Origin of the sequence: Thermococcus celer Vu 13 = JCM 8558 (genome assembly GCF_002214365.1) — an archaeon.
In the GTDB taxonomy this organism is placed as follows: domain Archaea; phylum Methanobacteriota_B; class Thermococci; order Thermococcales; family Thermococcaceae; genus Thermococcus; species Thermococcus celer.
Genome location: NZ_CP014854.1, coordinates 1476444 through 1493438 on the forward strand (window position 1 = coordinate 1476444; position 16995 = coordinate 1493438).

At 54.1% G+C, this 16995-nt stretch carries 13 protein-coding genes; 2 read left to right on the plus strand and 11 right to left on the minus strand.

Annotation, left to right across the window (positions count from 1 at the left end):
- Window positions 1-3: 3 nt before the first annotated feature.
- Window positions 4-312 carry a DUF5748 family protein gene (locus A3L02_RS08120; RefSeq protein ID WP_054834512.1) on the minus strand — a complete coding sequence of 103 codons (309 nt, stop codon included), beginning with the start codon at window positions 310-312 and terminating at the stop codon, window positions 4-6.
- Between the two features lie 100 nt (window positions 313-412).
- Between A3L02_RS08120 and A3L02_RS08125 the strand changes: the two genes are divergently transcribed.
- Complete coding sequence (locus tag A3L02_RS08125; RefSeq protein ID WP_088863440.1) at window positions 413-1603, plus strand: class I SAM-dependent rRNA methyltransferase; 1191 nt, start codon at window positions 413-415, stop codon at window positions 1601-1603.
- A gap of 128 nt (window positions 1604-1731) precedes the next feature.
- Here A3L02_RS08125 and A3L02_RS08130 read toward each other — a convergent pair whose 3' ends face one another.
- The 6 genes from A3L02_RS08130 to A3L02_RS08155 all read right to left on the minus strand — a co-directional run bounded on the left by A3L02_RS08130 (window position 1732) and on the right by A3L02_RS08155 (window position 8875).
- Window positions 1732-2814, minus strand: a complete 1083-nt coding sequence (locus tag A3L02_RS08130) for a hypothetical protein (RefSeq protein WP_088863441.1) — start codon at window positions 2812-2814, stop codon at window positions 1732-1734.
- A gap of 177 nt (window positions 2815-2991) precedes the next feature.
- Window positions 2992-3741 carry an RlmF-related methyltransferase gene (locus A3L02_RS08135; RefSeq protein WP_088863442.1) on the minus strand — a complete coding sequence of 250 codons (750 nt, stop codon included), beginning with the start codon at window positions 3739-3741 and terminating at the stop codon, window positions 2992-2994.
- A 36-nt stretch (window positions 3742-3777) separates the two neighbouring features.
- Entirely contained in the window at window positions 3778-5037 is a 1260-nt protein-coding gene (locus tag A3L02_RS08140) for a M20 family metallo-hydrolase (protein WP_394335156.1), read from the minus strand.
- Between the two features lie 79 nt (window positions 5038-5116).
- Window positions 5117-7003: an OPT family oligopeptide transporter gene (locus tag A3L02_RS08145; RefSeq protein WP_088863444.1), complete on the minus strand. Its 1887-nt coding sequence runs from the start codon at window positions 7001-7003 to the stop codon at window positions 5117-5119.
- A gap of 566 nt (window positions 7004-7569) precedes the next feature.
- Complete coding sequence (locus tag A3L02_RS08150) at window positions 7570-8157, minus strand: hypothetical protein (protein WP_088863445.1); 588 nt, start codon at window positions 8155-8157, stop codon at window positions 7570-7572.
- A gap of 4 nt (window positions 8158-8161) precedes the next feature.
- Entirely contained in the window at window positions 8162-8875 is a 714-nt protein-coding gene (locus tag A3L02_RS08155) for a hypothetical protein (RefSeq protein ID WP_204247190.1), read from the minus strand.
- 245 nt (window positions 8876-9120) lie between these two features.
- Between A3L02_RS08155 and A3L02_RS08160 the strand changes: the two genes are divergently transcribed.
- Window positions 9121-9936 carry an MBL fold metallo-hydrolase gene (locus A3L02_RS08160; RefSeq protein WP_088863446.1) on the plus strand — a complete coding sequence of 272 codons (816 nt, stop codon included), beginning with the start codon at window positions 9121-9123 and terminating at the stop codon, window positions 9934-9936.
- Here A3L02_RS08160 and glmM read toward each other — a convergent pair.
- The 4 genes from glmM to A3L02_RS08180 are packed head-to-tail and all read right to left on the minus strand — an operon-like array spanning window position 9933 to window position 16989.
- Window positions 9933-11300 carry a phosphoglucosamine mutase gene (gene glmM / locus A3L02_RS08165; RefSeq protein ID WP_088863447.1) on the minus strand — a complete coding sequence of 456 codons (1368 nt, stop codon included), beginning with the start codon at window positions 11298-11300 and terminating at the stop codon, window positions 9933-9935. The genes A3L02_RS08160 and glmM overlap by 4 nt on opposite strands.
- 29 nt (window positions 11301-11329) lie before the next feature.
- On the minus strand, window positions 11330-11734 hold the full coding sequence (locus A3L02_RS08170; RefSeq protein WP_088863448.1) for a UPF0146 family protein: 405 nt from the start codon (window positions 11732-11734) through the stop codon (window positions 11330-11332).
- 32 nt (window positions 11735-11766) lie between these two features.
- Window positions 11767-12885: an ABC transporter ATP-binding protein gene (locus A3L02_RS08175; protein ID WP_088863449.1), complete on the minus strand. Its 1119-nt coding sequence runs from the start codon at window positions 12883-12885 to the stop codon at window positions 11767-11769.
- 30 nt (window positions 12886-12915) lie between these two features.
- Window positions 12916-16989 (minus strand): glucodextranase DOMON-like domain-containing protein, encoded by a 4074-nt coding sequence (locus tag A3L02_RS08180; protein ID WP_088863450.1) that lies wholly within the window; start codon window positions 16987-16989, stop codon window positions 12916-12918.
- Between the last annotated feature and the right edge of the window lie 6 nt (window positions 16990-16995).

Here is a 16995-nt window from a genome sequence, read left to right on the forward strand (position 1 = left end):
AAGTCAGGGAGACTTCTCTTTTAGAATCCTCTGGAGGTCATTGTAGTTCGTTACTACCCTTCTGTTATCGAGGGTCGTGAAGTAGGCCTTCTTGACCCTGATCTTCTTCGTGCTCACGTACTTCTTCTCGGGCGGATCGTAAGAACCCGGCTCCACGACCTCCTCCTCGACGGTGTAGGTTTCGAGGTCCGGCCTTCCGACGTACCTCCAGACCTCGTAGAAGACCTCCGGATCGAGGTGGATCTCGTCGTCGATCTCCACCCAGTCCGCCCCTATCTCCTCGAGAAACTCCTTCACTACCTCGAAGTTCATAGAACCACCATCAATATGTATGTCACCGGAGGTTATATACCTATCGGGTCGCCTCCCGGAATCTTTTAAAGCTCCCCATCGAAACCCGTCCGGTGGTGAGATGGCGAGGGTTATAGTCGACGCCCAGGCGGCGAGGGCCATAGGGAAGGGCGCCATGATAGTCTTCAAGAAGGGAGTAGTTAGAACCGAGGGCGAGTTTAATCCTGGGGACGTCGTCGAGGTCTACACCAGGGGGGGCAGGTTCCTCGGGAAGGGTTTCGTCAACCCCAACTCCAACATCATGATAAGGCTCGTCACGAAGGACAGGGAGACCGAGGTAAACAAGGAGCTCTTCCGTGAGAGGATCAGGAAGGCGAACGAGTACCGCAAAAAGGTCCTCGGCTACGATAAAGCCTATCGCATGGTCTACGGCGAGGCCGATTATCTCCCGGGCCTCATCGTCGACCGCTTCAACGAGATAGCCTCCCTCCAGATCTCGAGCGTTGGGATGGAGAGGTTCAAGCTCGACGTTGCGGAGGCGATAATGGAGGCCGAGCCCGAGATAGAGACGGTCTTCGAGAAGAACACCGGGAGGTCGAGGAGGCGGGAAGGGTTACCTGAGGTGGAGCGCGTGCTCCTCGGCAAGGAGAAATACCGGACGGTTATAGAGGAAGGTAAGGCCAGGTTCATCGTTGACATGCGTGGGCAGAAGACGGGCTTCTTCCTCGACCAGAGGGAGAACAGAATCGCTTTGGAGAAGTACGTCAAGCCGGGGATGCGGGTCCTTGACGTCTTCACCTACACCGGCGGCTTCGCGATCCACGCCGCGGTGGCCGGCGCCGACGAAGTCGTGGCGGTGGATAAATCCCCATGGGCGATAAACATGGTGAAGGAGAACGCCAGGCTCAACGGCGTCGAGGACAGGATGAAGTACATCGTCGGTTCGGCCTTCCCGGTCATGGAGGAGATGATAAAGAGGGGTGAGAAGTTCGACGTGGTCATCCTCGACCCTCCGGCCTTCGTCCAGCACGAGAAGGACCTAAAGCGGGGTCTCAGGGCGTACTTCAACGTGAACTACGCCGGCCTTCAACTCGTGAAGGAAGGGGGAATCCTCGTTACGGCCTCCTGCTCCCAGCACGTTGACTTGGGGGCTTTCAAGGACATGGTGATAGCGGCGGCCGCAAAGGCCGGCAAGTTCCTCAAGCTCCTCGAACCCTACAGGACGCAGGCCCCCGATCACCCGATCCTCATGGCCTCAAAGGACACCGAGTACCTCAAGGCCCTCTTCCTCTACGTTGAGGACATGAAGTAGTTAGGGACGTTGAGGGGACGATGACGAGAGTGCACCTCCTCTGATCCGGCGTGAGTGATGATACGCTGGGTCTGAGTCCCTAAGGCACTTGCGTGAACGGAAGATCGGAGGCTTACATCGTGGGTTTTTTATTTGTTCCACCTGTTATCCTTGGGCTGGAGTTTCCATCCGATGACTCCGGCCAACAGCAGGATGCTGGAGTAGAAGACCCATTTGAGGCCCGTTTGTGGTTTGGAGTAGTTAACGGTTTCTTCCTGTCTCTTGACTCCGGTGGTGAAGTTGGCAAGAACGAGGCCGGTTAAGTAGGACTTATCCCCTTTAGCCACAACCTGATACTCATGGTACTCATCTATAAAACTCGCACTAAGGAACCCCAACGCCCAAAAATCAGGTGCGTCAAAACCCGTTGAAATGAGGAGACCGTTCGAAGCATCAAACCTGAACATCATGATTCCGTACCAACCCACAAGGAAGCGGGCTTTTTTCACGCCCTTCAAACGCTGGGTCCCATTGTAAGAGATCTTGGTTGTAGTTACGAGTTTGGTCGGGGGTTTGATGGTGATGTTCTTACCCTTGAAAACCCGCTCATTATCAATTTGAACATCGTCTATTCTGGACTTAAATGGGTAGACTGAGAAGAGCGAACCGTTCACGAGTGGTTTCTCTGGGTCATCCCAGAGCATCGTGTGACCGTAAACGACACCATCCTTGACGACCATGCTGTCGTTAACCCGAATCCTGTATTTCCCGGTTATCCTAAGCTGCTTAAGGTGAAATACGTACCACTTCCAATCTTCAAAACCAACGAAATGATCCTTGGCCGTTTCATTGGAGATAACGTCTGACTCGTTCCAGAATACGAGGGGAGAGTAACCCGGCGGCAAAACCGTGGTGATGTTAACGTTCTTCAAGAGAAACTCTGCAGTAACGTTAACGAACTCCCCATCACCCGTGAGGTTGAACCTCACCACCACCGGCCCGTAACCCTCACCATAGTAAAGCATTCCAGAGTAATTGTAAGTGAAGTAACCTGTCTTTATCCATTCTGGTCTTTGCCCTTGTGAAACGCGGTACTCAACGTATGGAGCGTAATAATCAGCCCTGTAAGTGATTGTAGCGTTTTTAGCCCAGTAAGGAATGGCAAAAGCATACTGGGCAACGCTAAGTACCAAAAACGAAAGCACCAACACTAAGAGGATCCCTCTCCTCATTTAGAATCACCTCTGACTATCGTCCCGGAGGGCAACAGTACATTCATCAGTCGGACTGTAATATACTCCAATAAATTTAAATTTTGCCCCGTCTTGCCGTGAATTTCAAAGTTGCATCAGCGGGTCATTACGTTAACGATCTGGGGGAGCAAATGAGTTCGAGGAGCTCGACCCAAATCAAAAGTCACCCAGTAGAATCAAACCGTGCCTCCACCTCGTCCCGGCCCTGAAGCGGACGTCCTTAACGGAGTAGCCCAGTTCCCCGGCCCTTTTCATTATCTTCTCTATAAGCGGCCCTTTGTCCGGCAGGAACAGCGCAACCTTTCCTCCCGGTTTCAGGTATCCTCTGGCCTCTTCGATTAACCTTAGGGAGAAGGCTTCACCGTGTTTCCCTCCCCCCACACCCTCACCCTCAGTTAAAACTCCGTTAGTCAGCCTATCGTAGTAGGGCGGGGCCGAAAAGATGGCGTCAAACTTCTCCCCCGCGGGGATCACCCCCCGTATTATCCCGCCGTGGCTCTTGATGAGCCTTGCCTTGGCGTTGTTCCTCGCGAGATTCGCTCCCGCGTACCTGAAGAACTCGTCATCGAGCTCCGTCGCGGTGACATCGCAGTTGAACAGTTTCTCGGCCATCAGCGCCATCATGGCGGTGTGTCCCGTCCCTATCTCAAGAACCCTCTCCCCTCCACGGAGGAAGGTCTTCAGGAAGAGGTAGCGCGAGACGGGCGTGGTAACGAGTCCCCGCGGGTGGTACTCCACCTCGAGTCCGAATAGCGCCTTCGCTACAGCCCTGTTGTAGAGTATCCTCGCCCTCCTGTTCGAGAGGTCAAGCCTCCCGCGCCCGTCGATGTACTCCCCCAGCTCCGGGAAGAGCTCAACCGCTTCCCTGATCGGCAGTCCAAGTTTCCCATCCTTCCACGCGGGCATGGGAAAAGGTAAGGAACGAAGAGAAAAGGTTTTCGCTCAGAGCAGGGCAAGGGCCGCCATGACCTTGGCGTCCTCCACCATGTTGTCTATCTTCGCGTACTCGTTGGGCTGGTGGGCGGTCTCGTCGAGCGTCGCCCAAACGACCGCCGGGATACCGAGCCTCCTGAAGTAGGCCGCGAAGGTTCCGCCGCCTATTCCCCCAACCCTGGCTTCCCTTCCGCGGAGCTTTTTCAGGGCCTCCCTGAGGAGTCTAACTATCTCGCTGTCCGGATCCGTCGGTTTGGGGGCGTCGAGGCGCTGGAGAACCTCGATCTCTATCTCGGGCAGGGTTTCGCCGTCGAACTCCTTCCTGTACCTCTCCCTGACCTCCTCGGCGAGCTTTTCGGTGTCGCCAAGCACGTCATCCAGGTTATACCTCGGCAGAATCCTGCAGTCGAAGACCAACTCGTGCTCGCCGGGGGCTATGTTGGGGCTGTCGGCCGGGCCGCGAACCATCGTCGGTTCGAAGGTGCTCTCGGGTGGCTCGAAGAGCCCGTCCCTTGCGGAGTACTTCTCGTGGAGGAGCCTGTCGAGGTGGTAGGCGAAGTCGAGGGCGACGCGGTGGGCGTTCAGCCCCTTGTCGGGCATGCTGGCGTGAACCTGTTTGCCCCTGACCCTTACCCTGAACCAGAGGATGCTCTTCTCGGCGACCTCTATGAAAGTCCCGTCCTCATTACCCCCATCAGGCACGAGAACGAGGTCGTCCTTCCTGAAGAGCTCCGGGTGGTTCTTCATGAGCCACTCGACTCCGTACTTGCTCCCGGTCTCCTCGTCGCTGACGAATGCCAGGATCACCGTCCTCTTCGGCCTTATCCCGAGGTTCATCATTGCCCTAACCGCGTAGAGGGAAGCGACCAGGCTCTGGCCGTTGTCCTCGCTCCCGCGCCCGTAGACCTTTCCGTCCTTGATGATGGGTTTGAATGGCTCGGTTACCGTCCACCTGCTCAGGTCCCCGGGCGGGACGACGTCCATGTGGGTGAGTATCCATATCCTCGGGGCTTTCTCGTCCCGGCCGTGGTAGTAGGCCAGGATGCTCGGCCTCACGCCGTTCTTGGCCCTCTCGTCGGGCGCGTTGTAGACCTCCACCTTATCGAACGGCCAGTCTTTGATTATCTCGAGCAGCCTCTGGGCCTTGTCGTACTCCCCCTCGTAGCCGTAGTCGGGGCTTATGGCGGGTATTTTTATGAGCTCCACGAGAGTCTCAACCATCTCATCCTCAAGCGCCTCAATCTCTTTGGAAACAACCTCAATATCCATCTCCATCACCACCTTAAAATGATCCCCATAATTTAAGCTATTTTTGGTTCTAACAGTATAAAAAATAAAAAGGAAAGGGTTACTCGATTTCCTTCACTCCCGTCAGGTAAAGCCATACCAGGATCCCCGCTAGGAGGATCACACCAAGGATGTTGCTTGAAAATCCTATGCTTGGAGCTTTGTTCGCAACTATTAAGCCGGCGAACACTATACCCATCAAAGCCTCCCCTGCTATCAGACCCGCTGCTCCAAGAACACCAGCATCTGTGGGCTTCTCCTCAACCTTGGTACCCCTTGACCTCCCTACGAGCCATCTGAAGATGCCTCCTATGAATATCGGGACGCCCAGGCTCAATGGAAGGTATATTCCGACGGCAACGGGCATCACGGGTGTTCTGAACTTTGAGCCCCTCATGGCGAGTATCTCATCGAGCACTATCAGGGCTATGGCAATTCCTGCGCCTATGTAAACCATGGTCCATTCGAGGGTTCCTGTGAAAACACCCTCCGTGACCTTGGCCATTAAAAATGCCTGAGGAGCGGCTAATGCGTTCTCTTTAGCCGTTGGAGTTCCAGCAATACCATAGGCTTTGATCAAAAGATTGAGAACAGGTGCCATGACGAGTGCAGCGAAGAAGGTGCCTATAATTTCAAAGACCTGCTGCCTCTTTGGAGTTGCACCCACCAGATAACCCGTGGCTAAATCCTGCATCGTGTCTCCGGCTATGGCTGCACCCGTACATATAACCGCTGCAACCAAAATTGTGGCGACCATTCCCTCCGTACCGCTTAATCCAAGTCCCTTAAGCACCAAAGCCGTGAAGAGGAGACTCATTATGGTGATACCCGAGACAGGGTTGTTGGATGAACCCACAACACCCGCGAGGTATCCCGCTATCGCACTTCCAAAGAACCCCACTATGAGCATTATTATTGACATTAATGCCGCAATTCCTATGGAACCGATCACGTGGGCGTAGAGGAGGAACAGGGGCACTATAAATGCAACTATTAACATGATGACGCTGTTCATTGGCATATCCTCTTCAGTCCTTAAGAGGGTCCCACCGCTCTGTCTGTGTTTTGTGGCTTCCAGACCTGCCTTTATACCCCTCGAAATAGGGCTCCTAAGTTTTATTAAGCTCCATAGACCGCCCACTACCATAGCTCCAACGCCCATGTACCTGATTTTTGTACTCCATGTTACCCATGCCAGATCCAGAAGACTCAATCCGTGCGGGTTTCCGGTCTTTGCGACATAGATCGGAATTGCTATAAACCAGGCTATTGCACCGCCGAGAAAGACTAGGAATGCTATGTTAAGCCCGACTATGTAACCAACGCTTACAAGGGCAGCTGAAAGATCGCTTCCAATATAGAATATCCTGGAACCGACCATCTTTGCAGTTTCAACTGTTCCCGCCCAGAGACCGGAGCTTTCAAGGAATTTGTAGAGACCTCCAAAGATACCACCGTAGAATATCGGCTTTGCATGTGAACCTCCCTTATCTCCGGCAATGAGAACCTCAGCACATGCAGTACCCTCCGGGTAGGGAAGCTTCTCTTCGGCTATGAATGCCCTCCTCAGCACTATTGTAAAGAGAACTCCAAGCGAACCGCCCAATGCTGCTATTATGGTGATTAACCAATAGGGGAACTCGGTGTATTCACCAAGCACAATCAGTGCCGGGAAGGTGAATATAACTCCCGCTGCAAGGGCTTCTCCTGCTGAAGCTGCCGTTTGCACCATGTTGTTCTCAAGTATATTCCTGTCCCTGAACGCCGTTAGGATTGCCATGGATATAACCGCTGCAGGAATGCTTGCACTTACAGTCATCCCGGCATACATTCCGAGATAGGCATTTGCGGCACCCATCACTATCGCCAGCACTACACCCAAAATAAAAGCCTTTACAGTATATTCGGGTAGCGACTTTTCAGGTGGGATATAAGGTTTAAACTCCATCTAATTTCACCTCAAGATGTTATAAATCTTTCACAAATATAAAAGATTTTTGGTTGTTCATCAGGGTATCCATTAAGCATAAAAATATAAAAGATTTTTAGTTGTTCATCATAGTATTATACTGAATAATAATGTGACATTAAGCATAAAAATATAACGAAAAATTACAACAATGAACCAAATCGCGTATGCCAACCCAGACAAAAGCATGAATTATAGTTCATAAATTTTATAGAATATAAGTGTACATGGATTGCAACACCGGTTCAATATCAATCTCTTCCATTCCGATTATTGCTTTTCCTTTGTCCTCAAGTATTGTAAAGAGTTGTGGCTAATGGTCTTTTTCTCCCTCCATTGAGAATTGTACCCCGTTGTATGTAATACCATGCGCTTCTAAACCCGTTCCAGTAAACTAATGGAATTGGATTGGCACCATGAGCCTCTCCAGCAAGCACAGGTGTAAATTGCGCGGTAGGAAGAAGAAAGTTAACATAGCTTTAATCACTTCCCAATTTCTCTTTATTACGTATCGGCCTGCTCTAGACCTGCCGGCAAGATGTCCTTTACTCCAGCAAGACAAGCCACAAATCTCCCTTTTCAGCATGCATGAAGATGAAAGTCAACGTATTTCCGTTTGGAAGGTTTAGGGGCTTTGAATCTATAACGACACAGAACGAGTCCAGCTGGAATGGGATATACCAGTATGTAAACGAACCAACAATTACGTTCTCCTTATATATTCTGAAGTCGATTTTCTGCCCTCCACTTGTTGTGGAGTTCTTTGATTGCTCCCAGAGAATTTTATACCCTTTTAACTGTGCCTCTCCGTTAAGGCTAACGTTCCAAATACCCAAAACAGCATATCCATACATCCTGCCGCTCAGTTTAATTGTCGTTTCGTTTAAGACGGTCATGTTTAGATATTCTCGCTTGCTCCAAGGGGCCAAGGGTTTCTTTAGAGTTGTGTTGCATTTTTCGATGTTTCTCCTGGCCTCACTGAGGAACGTCATAATCTCTTGAGTCAAACCCTTGGAAGATTGAATGGAAGTTTTATTTAAAGAAGGTTGGCCTGATTTATTTGGTGCTCCACTCAGGCACAATGCAGAAAAAACCAACAAGGACACTAAAAAAATTGAGAAAACTTGCCTCATTTTATCACCATACCCGATAATTGCTTGGATAGTGCTCTCCGCCGACTTTATATCCAATATACAGGTTCCCAGGGCTCAGCAACTTAATCTGAATGTCTTCGGGGGTAGTTTCATATCCATCACCTTTAGCCTCGTATACATCCCCATGAGGCCAGCGAGTAGATGCCCACGGTTCTATTAACCAGTTTGCGTTTACTATCCTAAATGCATTACTCCCTCCTAACTCGCTGAGCTTAGAAGGATTTACCGTATATGCCTCCAGAATTCCCCCGATTGGAGTTGACACATTACCAGAATCATCCAACACGTGGATGTTATATAACATGTTTGTGCTGAAGTCAACGAAATAAAGATGCACTTTGTTAGTTGAAGCTTGCGGTATAAGTCTGACACCAAGCTCATAAACAGTATTTGGCTTTGGTCTAAAAATTTGTCCATTTAATTTGAAGGGTGGACAAGCCAAATCGCATTCAAGCTGAGGATTCGTAGAGCCTGCTGAAATGTGCCAACCCCAATCGGGATGGAACCCCAGTGAGGTTTGATAGAAGTACCCCCCGCTTGTTGATAGGGAAGTCCAAATCACCACCAGACAGTCTAAATTCTCTGGCAGTATTGGCGGGGTCTTTACTTGTATGAATCCTCCATAAATCTTGTCCGAGGGATTTGGACTTCGTACTCCATATTGCCAAGGACGGCCAGTACAGGACATGGATATCACCATTATTGGATAAAGTATTTTTTACTATAAAAACTTTTCTATATCAGTTCTCCTGACAGTATGCAGAGTTACATATTGTATAGATAGTTAGGTTTAAGTTTTTAACAATACTTCAAATAGATATAAAAATACTTTAAGCATTGATAAAGAGTGAAATCCGGACAGTCTCGGTTCGGGTAGCCAAATACATTATATACCCCCATGGAGATACCCCTACGTCTGCAAAAGAAAGCGGGGGTGAAGGAGTGATCGAGATAACCTTCCTCGGCAGCGGGGGCGGCAGGTTCATCACGATAACGCAGTTCCGCTCCACGGGCGGCTTCCACATCAGGGCCAGCAGGAACATGCACGTCGATCCTGGACCCGGTGCGCTGGTTCGCGCCTGGCGGTACAAGCTCGACCCCCGGAAGCTGGACGCGATATTCGTCTCCCACAGGCACGTCGATCACTGCAACGACCTCGAGGTGATGGTGGAGGCCATGACCGGCGGCGCGCTCAAAAAGCGGGGAACGCTGATAGCGTCGAAGAGCGTCGTCTACGGTGACGAAACCCACACTCCAGCCGTCAGCAAGTACCATATGGACGTCCTCGAGAGCATCCACATCCCGGAACCGGGGAGCAAGATAGCCCTCGGCGATGAGGAGCTTGTAATAACCCCGAGTCTCCACTCGGATCCCTCAACGATAGGCTTCCGCATGAGAACCCGCTACGGCGATGTGTCGTACATTCCCGACACGGCCTATTTCGATGAGCTCCTCGACTGGCACGACGGCTCAAGGCTCCTGATAGCGGCGGTTACGAGGCCGAGGGACATGGGCATTCCGTACCACCTGAGCACCGACGACATCGTCATAATGCTCAAGAAGATGAGGGAGAAGCCCGAGGCCCTCGTCATGAGTCACGTGGGGATGAAGATGCACTTCGCGAACCCCTACAAGGAGGCCAGATACGTGGAGAACGTCACGGGCGTCAAGACCTACGTCGCGAAGGAGGGCTTCAGGCTCATGATGGGAAAAGAGGAGATAGCCGTGAGAACGCTGAGGCCCGCGCGCTTCGTTTAGTTTCCCCTTTTATTTTTCATCGCCTCTTCCACGGCCCTTCTAACGGTACCGTAGGCGAGCTCGAACAGCCCGTCCCGTCTCCGCTCGCTCGGGGCCTCGACGACGACCCTAACCTTCGGCTCCGTGCCGCTCGGCCTGACCAGAACCCAGGAGCGGTCGCTCAGGTTGAAGCGGTAACCGGAGATCGTCAGCGTCTCCCTTATCTCCCCGTCAAGCTTCTCCATGAGCTCTTTCCCGGCCCTCTCCACGACCTCCCTCTTAAGTTCATCGGGGCACTTTACGTTCTTCTTCGTGAGGTAGTAGTTCGGTATCTCCTCAGCGATTATCCGTGAGAGCGGGCCCCTCTCGTCTATCATCCTTATCAGGAGCCCCATGGTGACGAAGCTGTCGATCCAGGGCCCGAACTTCGGATGAACGAGCTTCCAGGGCTCGGCGGCGAATATGGCACCGTGGTTCCTTATCCCGTCGTGAGGCTGACCGAGGGGGATCCTGACGACCCTCCCGCCGGCCTCCTCGACCACCTCGTCTATCCTCGAGCCCGTGTCTATGGAGACGACGACCGTTCCCCCGCCGTGCTCCTCCACGTAGAGCTTCGCGAAGAGGGCTATCAGCGAGTCCTCGAGAACGTAGTTCCCCCTCTCGTCGAAGACGGCTATCCTGTCCGCGTCCCCGTCCTGGGCGATTACGAGGTCCACGCCGAGCTCCCTCGCCAGTTCTCCGAGGTAGGCTATGTTCTCGTATCTCGGTTCGGGTTTCCTGCCAGGGAAGTGGCCGTCCACGTGGGCGTTGACGCTTACCACCTTCGCACCCATCTCGCGGAGCAGGTAGGGAGCCAAAACACTGCCGGCACCGTTCGCGCCGTCGTAGAGAACCTTAAGATCCGTTTCGTGATCCACGAAGTCGAGGACCGCCCCGATGTAATCGTCTATAACGTCGAGGGGCCTCACCGTCTTTATCTCGTCCCAGCTCGCTTTCCTGAAGTCCCCCGAGGAGTAGAGGGCCTCGAGTTCCCGTTCCTGCTCGACGTAGAACTCCGTTCCGTCCCCGTTGAAGACCTTTATCCCGTTGTCTGTCGGCGGGTTGTGGCTGGCGGTTATCATGACCCCCGCGTCGCCGTACTCCCGCGTTGCCCACGCGAGGGCAGGGGTGGGTATTAGGTCGGCGTCGAGAACCTCCATGCCGCTCGCCAGGAGCCCGGATATCATCGCGTTCTTGAGCATCACGCTCGAGGTCCTCCCGTCCCGGGCAACGACGGCCTTTCCGCATTTGTAGGTGGCGATGGCCATCCCGAGGTTGAGCGCCAGTTCGGGCGTTACCTTCTCCCACAGCCTCCCCCTGATCCCGGCCGTTCCGAAGAGCTTCATACCACCACCGTAACTACTTGGGGGGCGACTTAAATAGGTTTGGCCGTGTATATCGCCAGCCCGCGGTGGTTCACGAGCCTCATCGTCCTCGGAACGGTGTCCCCGCTCAGGGGAAGGATGTAGACAGGGACGTTGAGCCTCCTCCCGAGGTTCAGGATGGGCCTCACTATCTCCGGCGTTGGTCTGACCGAGTAGATCGCGTTGGCGTCTTCGTAGAGCCCGAGTCTCGGGTTGAAAACGTCGTCTCGAACCGCGTTTATACCAAGTTCCCTCGCCCTCTCGACGGACTTTGGGTTCCAGTCTATTGCCAGAACGTCGTAGCCGAGCTCCTTCAGCCTCAGAGCCACGCTGAACTGAAAACCTATCCCAATCTCGACGACCTTTCCCCCCGGTACCTTCTCCGCCAAGAACTCGGCGAAGTCCTCGATCGGCATGGTGAAAAATGGAGAGAAGAGTTTAAAAATGTTCAGAAGACCGCTTTCCCGGTTCCTTTTTCGAAGATGTGGATTTTTCTCATGTCAAAGACGACGTCAATCTCCTGGCCTTCCTCAACCTTGGACTCGGACCTAAAGGAACCGAGGAAGGTCACGTCGCCGACGCTCAGGTGCACTATCTTCTCGTTACCCAGGTTCTCGATGATCTCCACCATGGCCGTAACCATGTTCTCCCCTGGCACCTTAACCTGAGCGAACATGGCATCGTAGAGGTCCTCGGGCCTTATTCCAAAGATGACCTCCTTCCCAATCAGGTTCCTCTCCTCCAAAACCTCAACCTGATCCGGAAGGAGTTTTAACCTGAACTCACCAAAGTCCGCATAACCATCCTCGGTTACCGTAGCGTCCATGAAGTTCATGGGCGGTGAGCCGATGAACCCTGCCACGAACGTGTTCGCTGGTTTGTCGTAAACCTCCTCGGGTGTCCCGACCTGCTGGAGGACTCCGGCGTTTATGACTGCAATCCTGTCACCCATGGTCATTGCTTCAACTTGATCGTGGGTGACGTAGATGGTGGTGACGCCCAATTGTTTCTGGAGCCTCTTGAGTTCGGCGCGCATTTTAACCCTGAGTTTCGCGTCCAAATTGCTCAAAGGCTCATCCATGAGGAAGACGTGCGGTTTCCTGACGATTGCTCTTCCCAACGCGACCCTCTGCCTCTGACCACCGCTCAATTCGCGGGGTTTCCTCTTGAGGAGTTCCGTTAGTCCGAGCATTTCGGCTACTTCTTTAACGCGCTCGTCGATTTCTTCCTTCGGGACTTTTCTGAGTTTTAGCGGGAAGGCGATGTTGTCGTAAACCGTCATGTGGGGGTAGAGAGCGTAGCTCTGGAAGACCATGGCGATGTCCCTGTCCTTTGGTGGGACGAAGATCCCTTTTTCCGGGTCTGCCACTAATTTGTCCCCGATGTAGATTTGGCCTTTTGTGGGTTCTTCTAAGCCTGAGATCATTCTTAAAGTGGTTGTTTTTCCGCATCCGCTTGGGCCGAGGAGTATCATGAACTCTCCGTCCTTCACGTGGAGGTTCATGTCCTTCACTGCAGTGAAGTCCCCGAACTGCTTCCACACGTTAACAAGCCTCACCTCAGCCATGTTCCCACCTCTCAAAAGGAAAGATAAAGGTCAGCGCCTCCTCCTGAGGAGGAGCGGTATTGCGGCGAGGGCCACTATGATTCCTGGCCCGCAGATTCCGCCGCCTTTAGAGGTGTTCGTCGTGCTCTGGGTGTTGCTTGATGTGATGCTCGGGCTGCTGGTGGTTGTCTGGGTGGGGCTCGGTGAGCTGGTCGTCGTGGTCGTCTTGCTTGAGGTGGTGCTCTTCGTCGTACTTGAAGTGGTCGAAGTCGTGCTCGTCTCCGTCGGCGTCGGTTGCTCGCCGCCGGCTCCCTTGATGAGGGGTATCATGAGAACCGTCGCGAGCTTCTTCTTGTCAAGGTCGTAGCTCTTCAGCTGTTCCTCCTGCGTGGGCTTGAAGTCCGATGGAACGAGCTCGTCGACCACCCTCGGTGCCAGGTTGTCAATGATGGCGTTTGGATCCCCTCCGCCGAGTTTCCACTGTTCGGCTTCAACGGCCACCGGCCTCCACTTGTCCGGACCGTAACCGTCCTGGGAGCCGACGAGGATGGAGGCGTAGAGCCCGTAGTCCGAGACGCTCAGGTACTTCTTGGGGACTTTGACTATTATCGCGTTCTTGACTGGGTCGGCGGATATCTGCAGTTCACCCTGGATGGCCGTTCCGTTGGGCAGGACTATTAGATTACCGTAGTCCCAGCCCGCTATCCTCAACGCCAGATCCCATGGATGCTCCGGGTCGAGGTTGACGTTTGAGCCCGGTCCGTCGGGGAACATCTTGATGGCGCTGGTGTTTCCTCCTTTCTCAAAGTCGAAGTACGCTTCAATTATCTGGAGGCTGAAGCCGTTGGGCCCGTTCCACGGGTTTCCTCCGAGGTCCTTGAAGTAGAACTCCAGCGTCCAGTCATCGCTTCCCTCGGTCATCTTGAACTTGAGGAGGTCGAAGACCCCTGGCTTGAAGACCTGGTCGGTCGGGTAGGTGTAGGTTCCAGGACCGTGATCGTCGCCCTCGGGGTCCTTCACGACTATACCCTGCTTGAGCATCGGGAGGGCCTTCACCGTGGCGAGCTTTACGTTGTTGGCGTCGTAGCCCTTCAGCTGTTCCTCCTGGGTCGGCTTAAACCCGGATGGAACGAGTTCATCAACGACGCGCGGGGCAACGTTGTTTATGACCGCCTGCGGGTCGGCGCCACCGAGTTTCCACTGTTCGGCCTCAACGGCCACCGGCCTCCACTTGTCCGGACCGTAACCGTCCTGAGAACCGACGAGAACGTCTCCCCAGAGGCCGTAGTCCTCGTTTATCTGGATGTACTTCTTCGGAACCTTAACTATTATCGCGTTCTTGACTGGGTCGGCGGATATCTGCAGTTCACCCTGGATGGCCGTTCCGTTCGGCAGGACTATGAGATTACCGTAATCCCAGCCGGCTATCCTGAAGGCGACGTCCCACGGGTGCTCCGGATCGAGGTTGACGTTTGAACCCGGCCCATCCTCGAACATTTTGATGGCCGAGCTGTTGCCGCCGTCCTTGAAATCGAGGTAAACCTCGATTATCTGGAGGCTGAAGCCGTTGGGCCCGTTCCACGGGTTACCTCCGAGGTCCTTGAAGTAGAACTCCATGACGTAGCTGTCCGTCTGCTCGAGCATCCTGAAGCGGAGCAGGTCGAAGACCCCTGGCTTGAAGACCTGGTCGGTCGGGTAGGTGTAGGTTCCAGGACCGTGATCGTCACCCTCCGGATCTGTCATGTCCACGATGGGAACGCCCTTGACCTCTGTCGGAAGCTTGAGTTCAACCGGACTGCTTATCACCTCGAGCTCCCCGTCCTTAACGGTCGAGACCGCGAAGTAGAAGTCGTCGGGGCTCTCTACGTAGTCGAAGGGCACGGTGACCTCCGTACCCTCATCGGTCTTCTTGACGGTTGCCTCACCAATCTTCTCGCTCTCCTCGTAGCCCTTGGCCGCGTAGATCTCGGCCTTGCCGTCTCTGTAAACGACGTGCTTGGTTATCATAAGTCCGACGCTGTCCTTTGAGAACGGGAACAGGGAGTAGCGCAGTTCGCTCGGCCTGCTCTGGAGGAGGGTGAAGGTGTTTCCAACGCGCTTGTTCGTCTCCCAGAGGCTCACCTCGAACTCGCTCAGGTTGCCGTTGACGACGAAGTGAACCCCCTCACCGTCGAAGTAGACCTTAACGTCCCTGGCCATGGGGGACTGGCTCGAGAAGTTCTTGATTTCGCCCTCCTTGAGTCCAACGAGTCCCCTTGAGGTGTAGGGCTGGCCGTCCGGGAAGTAGTTTCCGAAGAGGTAGCTCGGGGGCTCGACCCCGGCCAGTTTGTACATCTCGTAGAGGTAGGTTTTAAGATACCTGTCAAAGGTGTAGTCCTGGCCGCTGTCCTGGTCGCTTCCGTACCACCAGAACCAGTCGCTCGCCTCCGCCCTCATCAGGTACTCGTAGGCTTTGTCCCAGTTCTCCTTGCTCATCTTCCCTTTGTTCTCCATCAGGGCCTTCCTCGCGAGGTAGAGCCAGTACCAGCCGTAGTTCTCCTGCGGCTCGCCTATCCACGTTGAGAGGGTCCCGTCGATCCAGCTCGACTCGGGCCACTGCATTTCCTCATCCACACCCGCCATGTCGTAGAGCTCGCCGAGGCTCTGGGCCTTTAGAAGGGCGTTAACCTTGTCGTCTGTGAGGTCGAGGCGCTTCATGGTCTTGGGGGTGAGCCTGTTGGCCTTGTCTCCGTAGAGCTTGATGTACTCGCTCGGGGTTACCGTTCTTATAAGCCCCTGCTTCTGAAGTTCCGTGAGCTTCTTGTAGAGCTCGGTGAGGAAGAGCTTGCCGTCGTAGGGGTAGTGCTCCCACGGGTTCTCGCCGTCGAGGGTGACGACGTAGACGAGGGAGCCGTCGTAGTTCTGCTTCTGGAGCTTGAGGAGTTCGTTGGTGAAGTCCTCGACTGCCTGGTACTGGTTCATTCCACCGTAGTTGAAGCCGACGCGATCGCTGAGGGCGTGGTCGCGCGGGAAGAGGTATATCTTCTTTCCGTTGAACTCGGCCACCCAGGGCCTGTAGTAGTTTTCGACCGTCCCCTGGATTCCGAGCTTTTCAAGGACCATCTGATCCGTCATGACCCACTGCCAGCCGTTGTCCGATAAGATCTCAAGGGTCTTGTCGTTGAGGGCGCTCTCCGCCGCCCAGCCTCCCTTCGGCACGGCGGTTCCGTTTCCGAGGTACTCCCTGTAGAGCTCGTCCGCCTTCTTGACGTGGCTGTCGAAGTCGTTCTCCCATCCGAAGTCGTTGAGTATCGGGCCTATGGGGTGGGCGTAGGGAACGACGGTGACCTCGACGTTGCCGTTCCCGAGGAGGTAGTTTATCTTCTCGTGCTCCTCAAAGGTGTGGTTGAGGAGCCACATCTGGGCGTCGAGAACGGTCTTGACGTCGTCCCTCTTGTAGCCACCCTCGTCGACCTTGTCGTAGAGGGCCTTGAGCTCCGGGTGGGTCATTATGTAGTCGTAGTCTATCCAGGCGAGGTTGAAGAGCACCGCAAGGTCTATGTAGTCCTGCTCGGTGAACTCGTTCGTAACCGCGACCTTCTGCTCCTCGAGCGGCAGGCTGGCGTACTTGGCCTTGGCCTGGAGCATCTTATCCTTCAGCTCGGTGTAGCGTTTCCAGAAGTCCCTTATCGGGTTGCCGTTGGGGTCGGTGATCGGCTCCCCGTTCCAGGGGATGGTGCTGTCGAAGAACCCCCCGGGGGCCTGGAGCATGAACCACTTCTCGTCGACCGTAAGCGGTTCGCCGTTGGCTATCTTCTCCGTCACTATCTGGTAGGTGTCCTTCTTCCCGTGCATGTAGTCGGCTATCTGGGCTATGAGAGAGCCCGAGAGGTCAATCGTGGCGTGAACGTCTGGGTATTCGCTGAGGTAGTGGGCCATCTTCCAGTAGTCGTTTGCCGCGTGTAACCTGACCCACGGCCTCGTGTAGACGTCCTGAATCGGGTCGTAGTAGTAGGGCTGGTGCTGGTGCCAGACTATTATCACGTTCAGCGGCTTGGGTTCGGCCGCTCCAACGGTTTTGACATTCGCTCCAATCAAACTTCCAAGGACCAGTGTTGCAAGCAGTAGGGCAACCACCCGTCTCATAATATC

What these genes read in the sequence shown, in the direction of transcription:
- A3L02_RS08120 (WP_054834512.1), bottom strand. Translation starts at nt 312, where the DNA reads ATGAACTTCGAGGTAGTGAAGGAGTTTCTCGAGGAGATAGGGGCGGAC.
- A3L02_RS08125 (WP_088863440.1), top strand. Translation starts at nt 413, where the DNA reads ATGGCGAGGGTTATAGTCGACGCCCAGGCGGCGAGGGCCATAGGGAAG.
- A3L02_RS08130 (WP_088863441.1), bottom strand. Translation starts at nt 2,814, where the DNA reads ATGAGGAGAGGGATCCTCTTAGTGTTGGTGCTTTCGTTTTTGGTACTT.
- A3L02_RS08135 (WP_088863442.1), bottom strand. Translation starts at nt 3,741, where the DNA reads ATGCCCGCGTGGAAGGATGGGAAACTTGGACTGCCGATCAGGGAAGCG.
- A3L02_RS08140 (WP_394335156.1), bottom strand. Translation starts at nt 5,037, where the DNA reads ATGGATATTGAGGTTGTTTCCAAAGAGATTGAGGCGCTTGAGGATGAG.
- A3L02_RS08145 (WP_088863444.1), bottom strand. Translation starts at nt 7,003, where the DNA reads ATGGAGTTTAAACCTTATATCCCACCTGAAAAGTCGCTACCCGAATAT.
- A3L02_RS08150 (WP_088863445.1), bottom strand. Translation starts at nt 8,157, where the DNA reads ATGAGGCAAGTTTTCTCAATTTTTTTAGTGTCCTTGTTGGTTTTTTCT.
- glmM (WP_088863447.1), bottom strand. Translation starts at nt 11,300, where the DNA reads ATGAAGCTCTTCGGAACGGCCGGGATCAGGGGGAGGCTGTGGGAGAAG.
- A3L02_RS08170 (WP_088863448.1), bottom strand. Translation starts at nt 11,734, where the DNA reads ATGCCGATCGAGGACTTCGCCGAGTTCTTGGCGGAGAAGGTACCGGGG.
- A3L02_RS08175 (WP_088863449.1), bottom strand. Translation starts at nt 12,885, where the DNA reads ATGGCTGAGGTGAGGCTTGTTAACGTGTGGAAGCAGTTCGGGGACTTC.
- A3L02_RS08180 (WP_088863450.1), bottom strand. Translation starts at nt 16,989, where the DNA reads ATGAGACGGGTGGTTGCCCTACTGCTTGCAACACTGGTCCTTGGAAGT.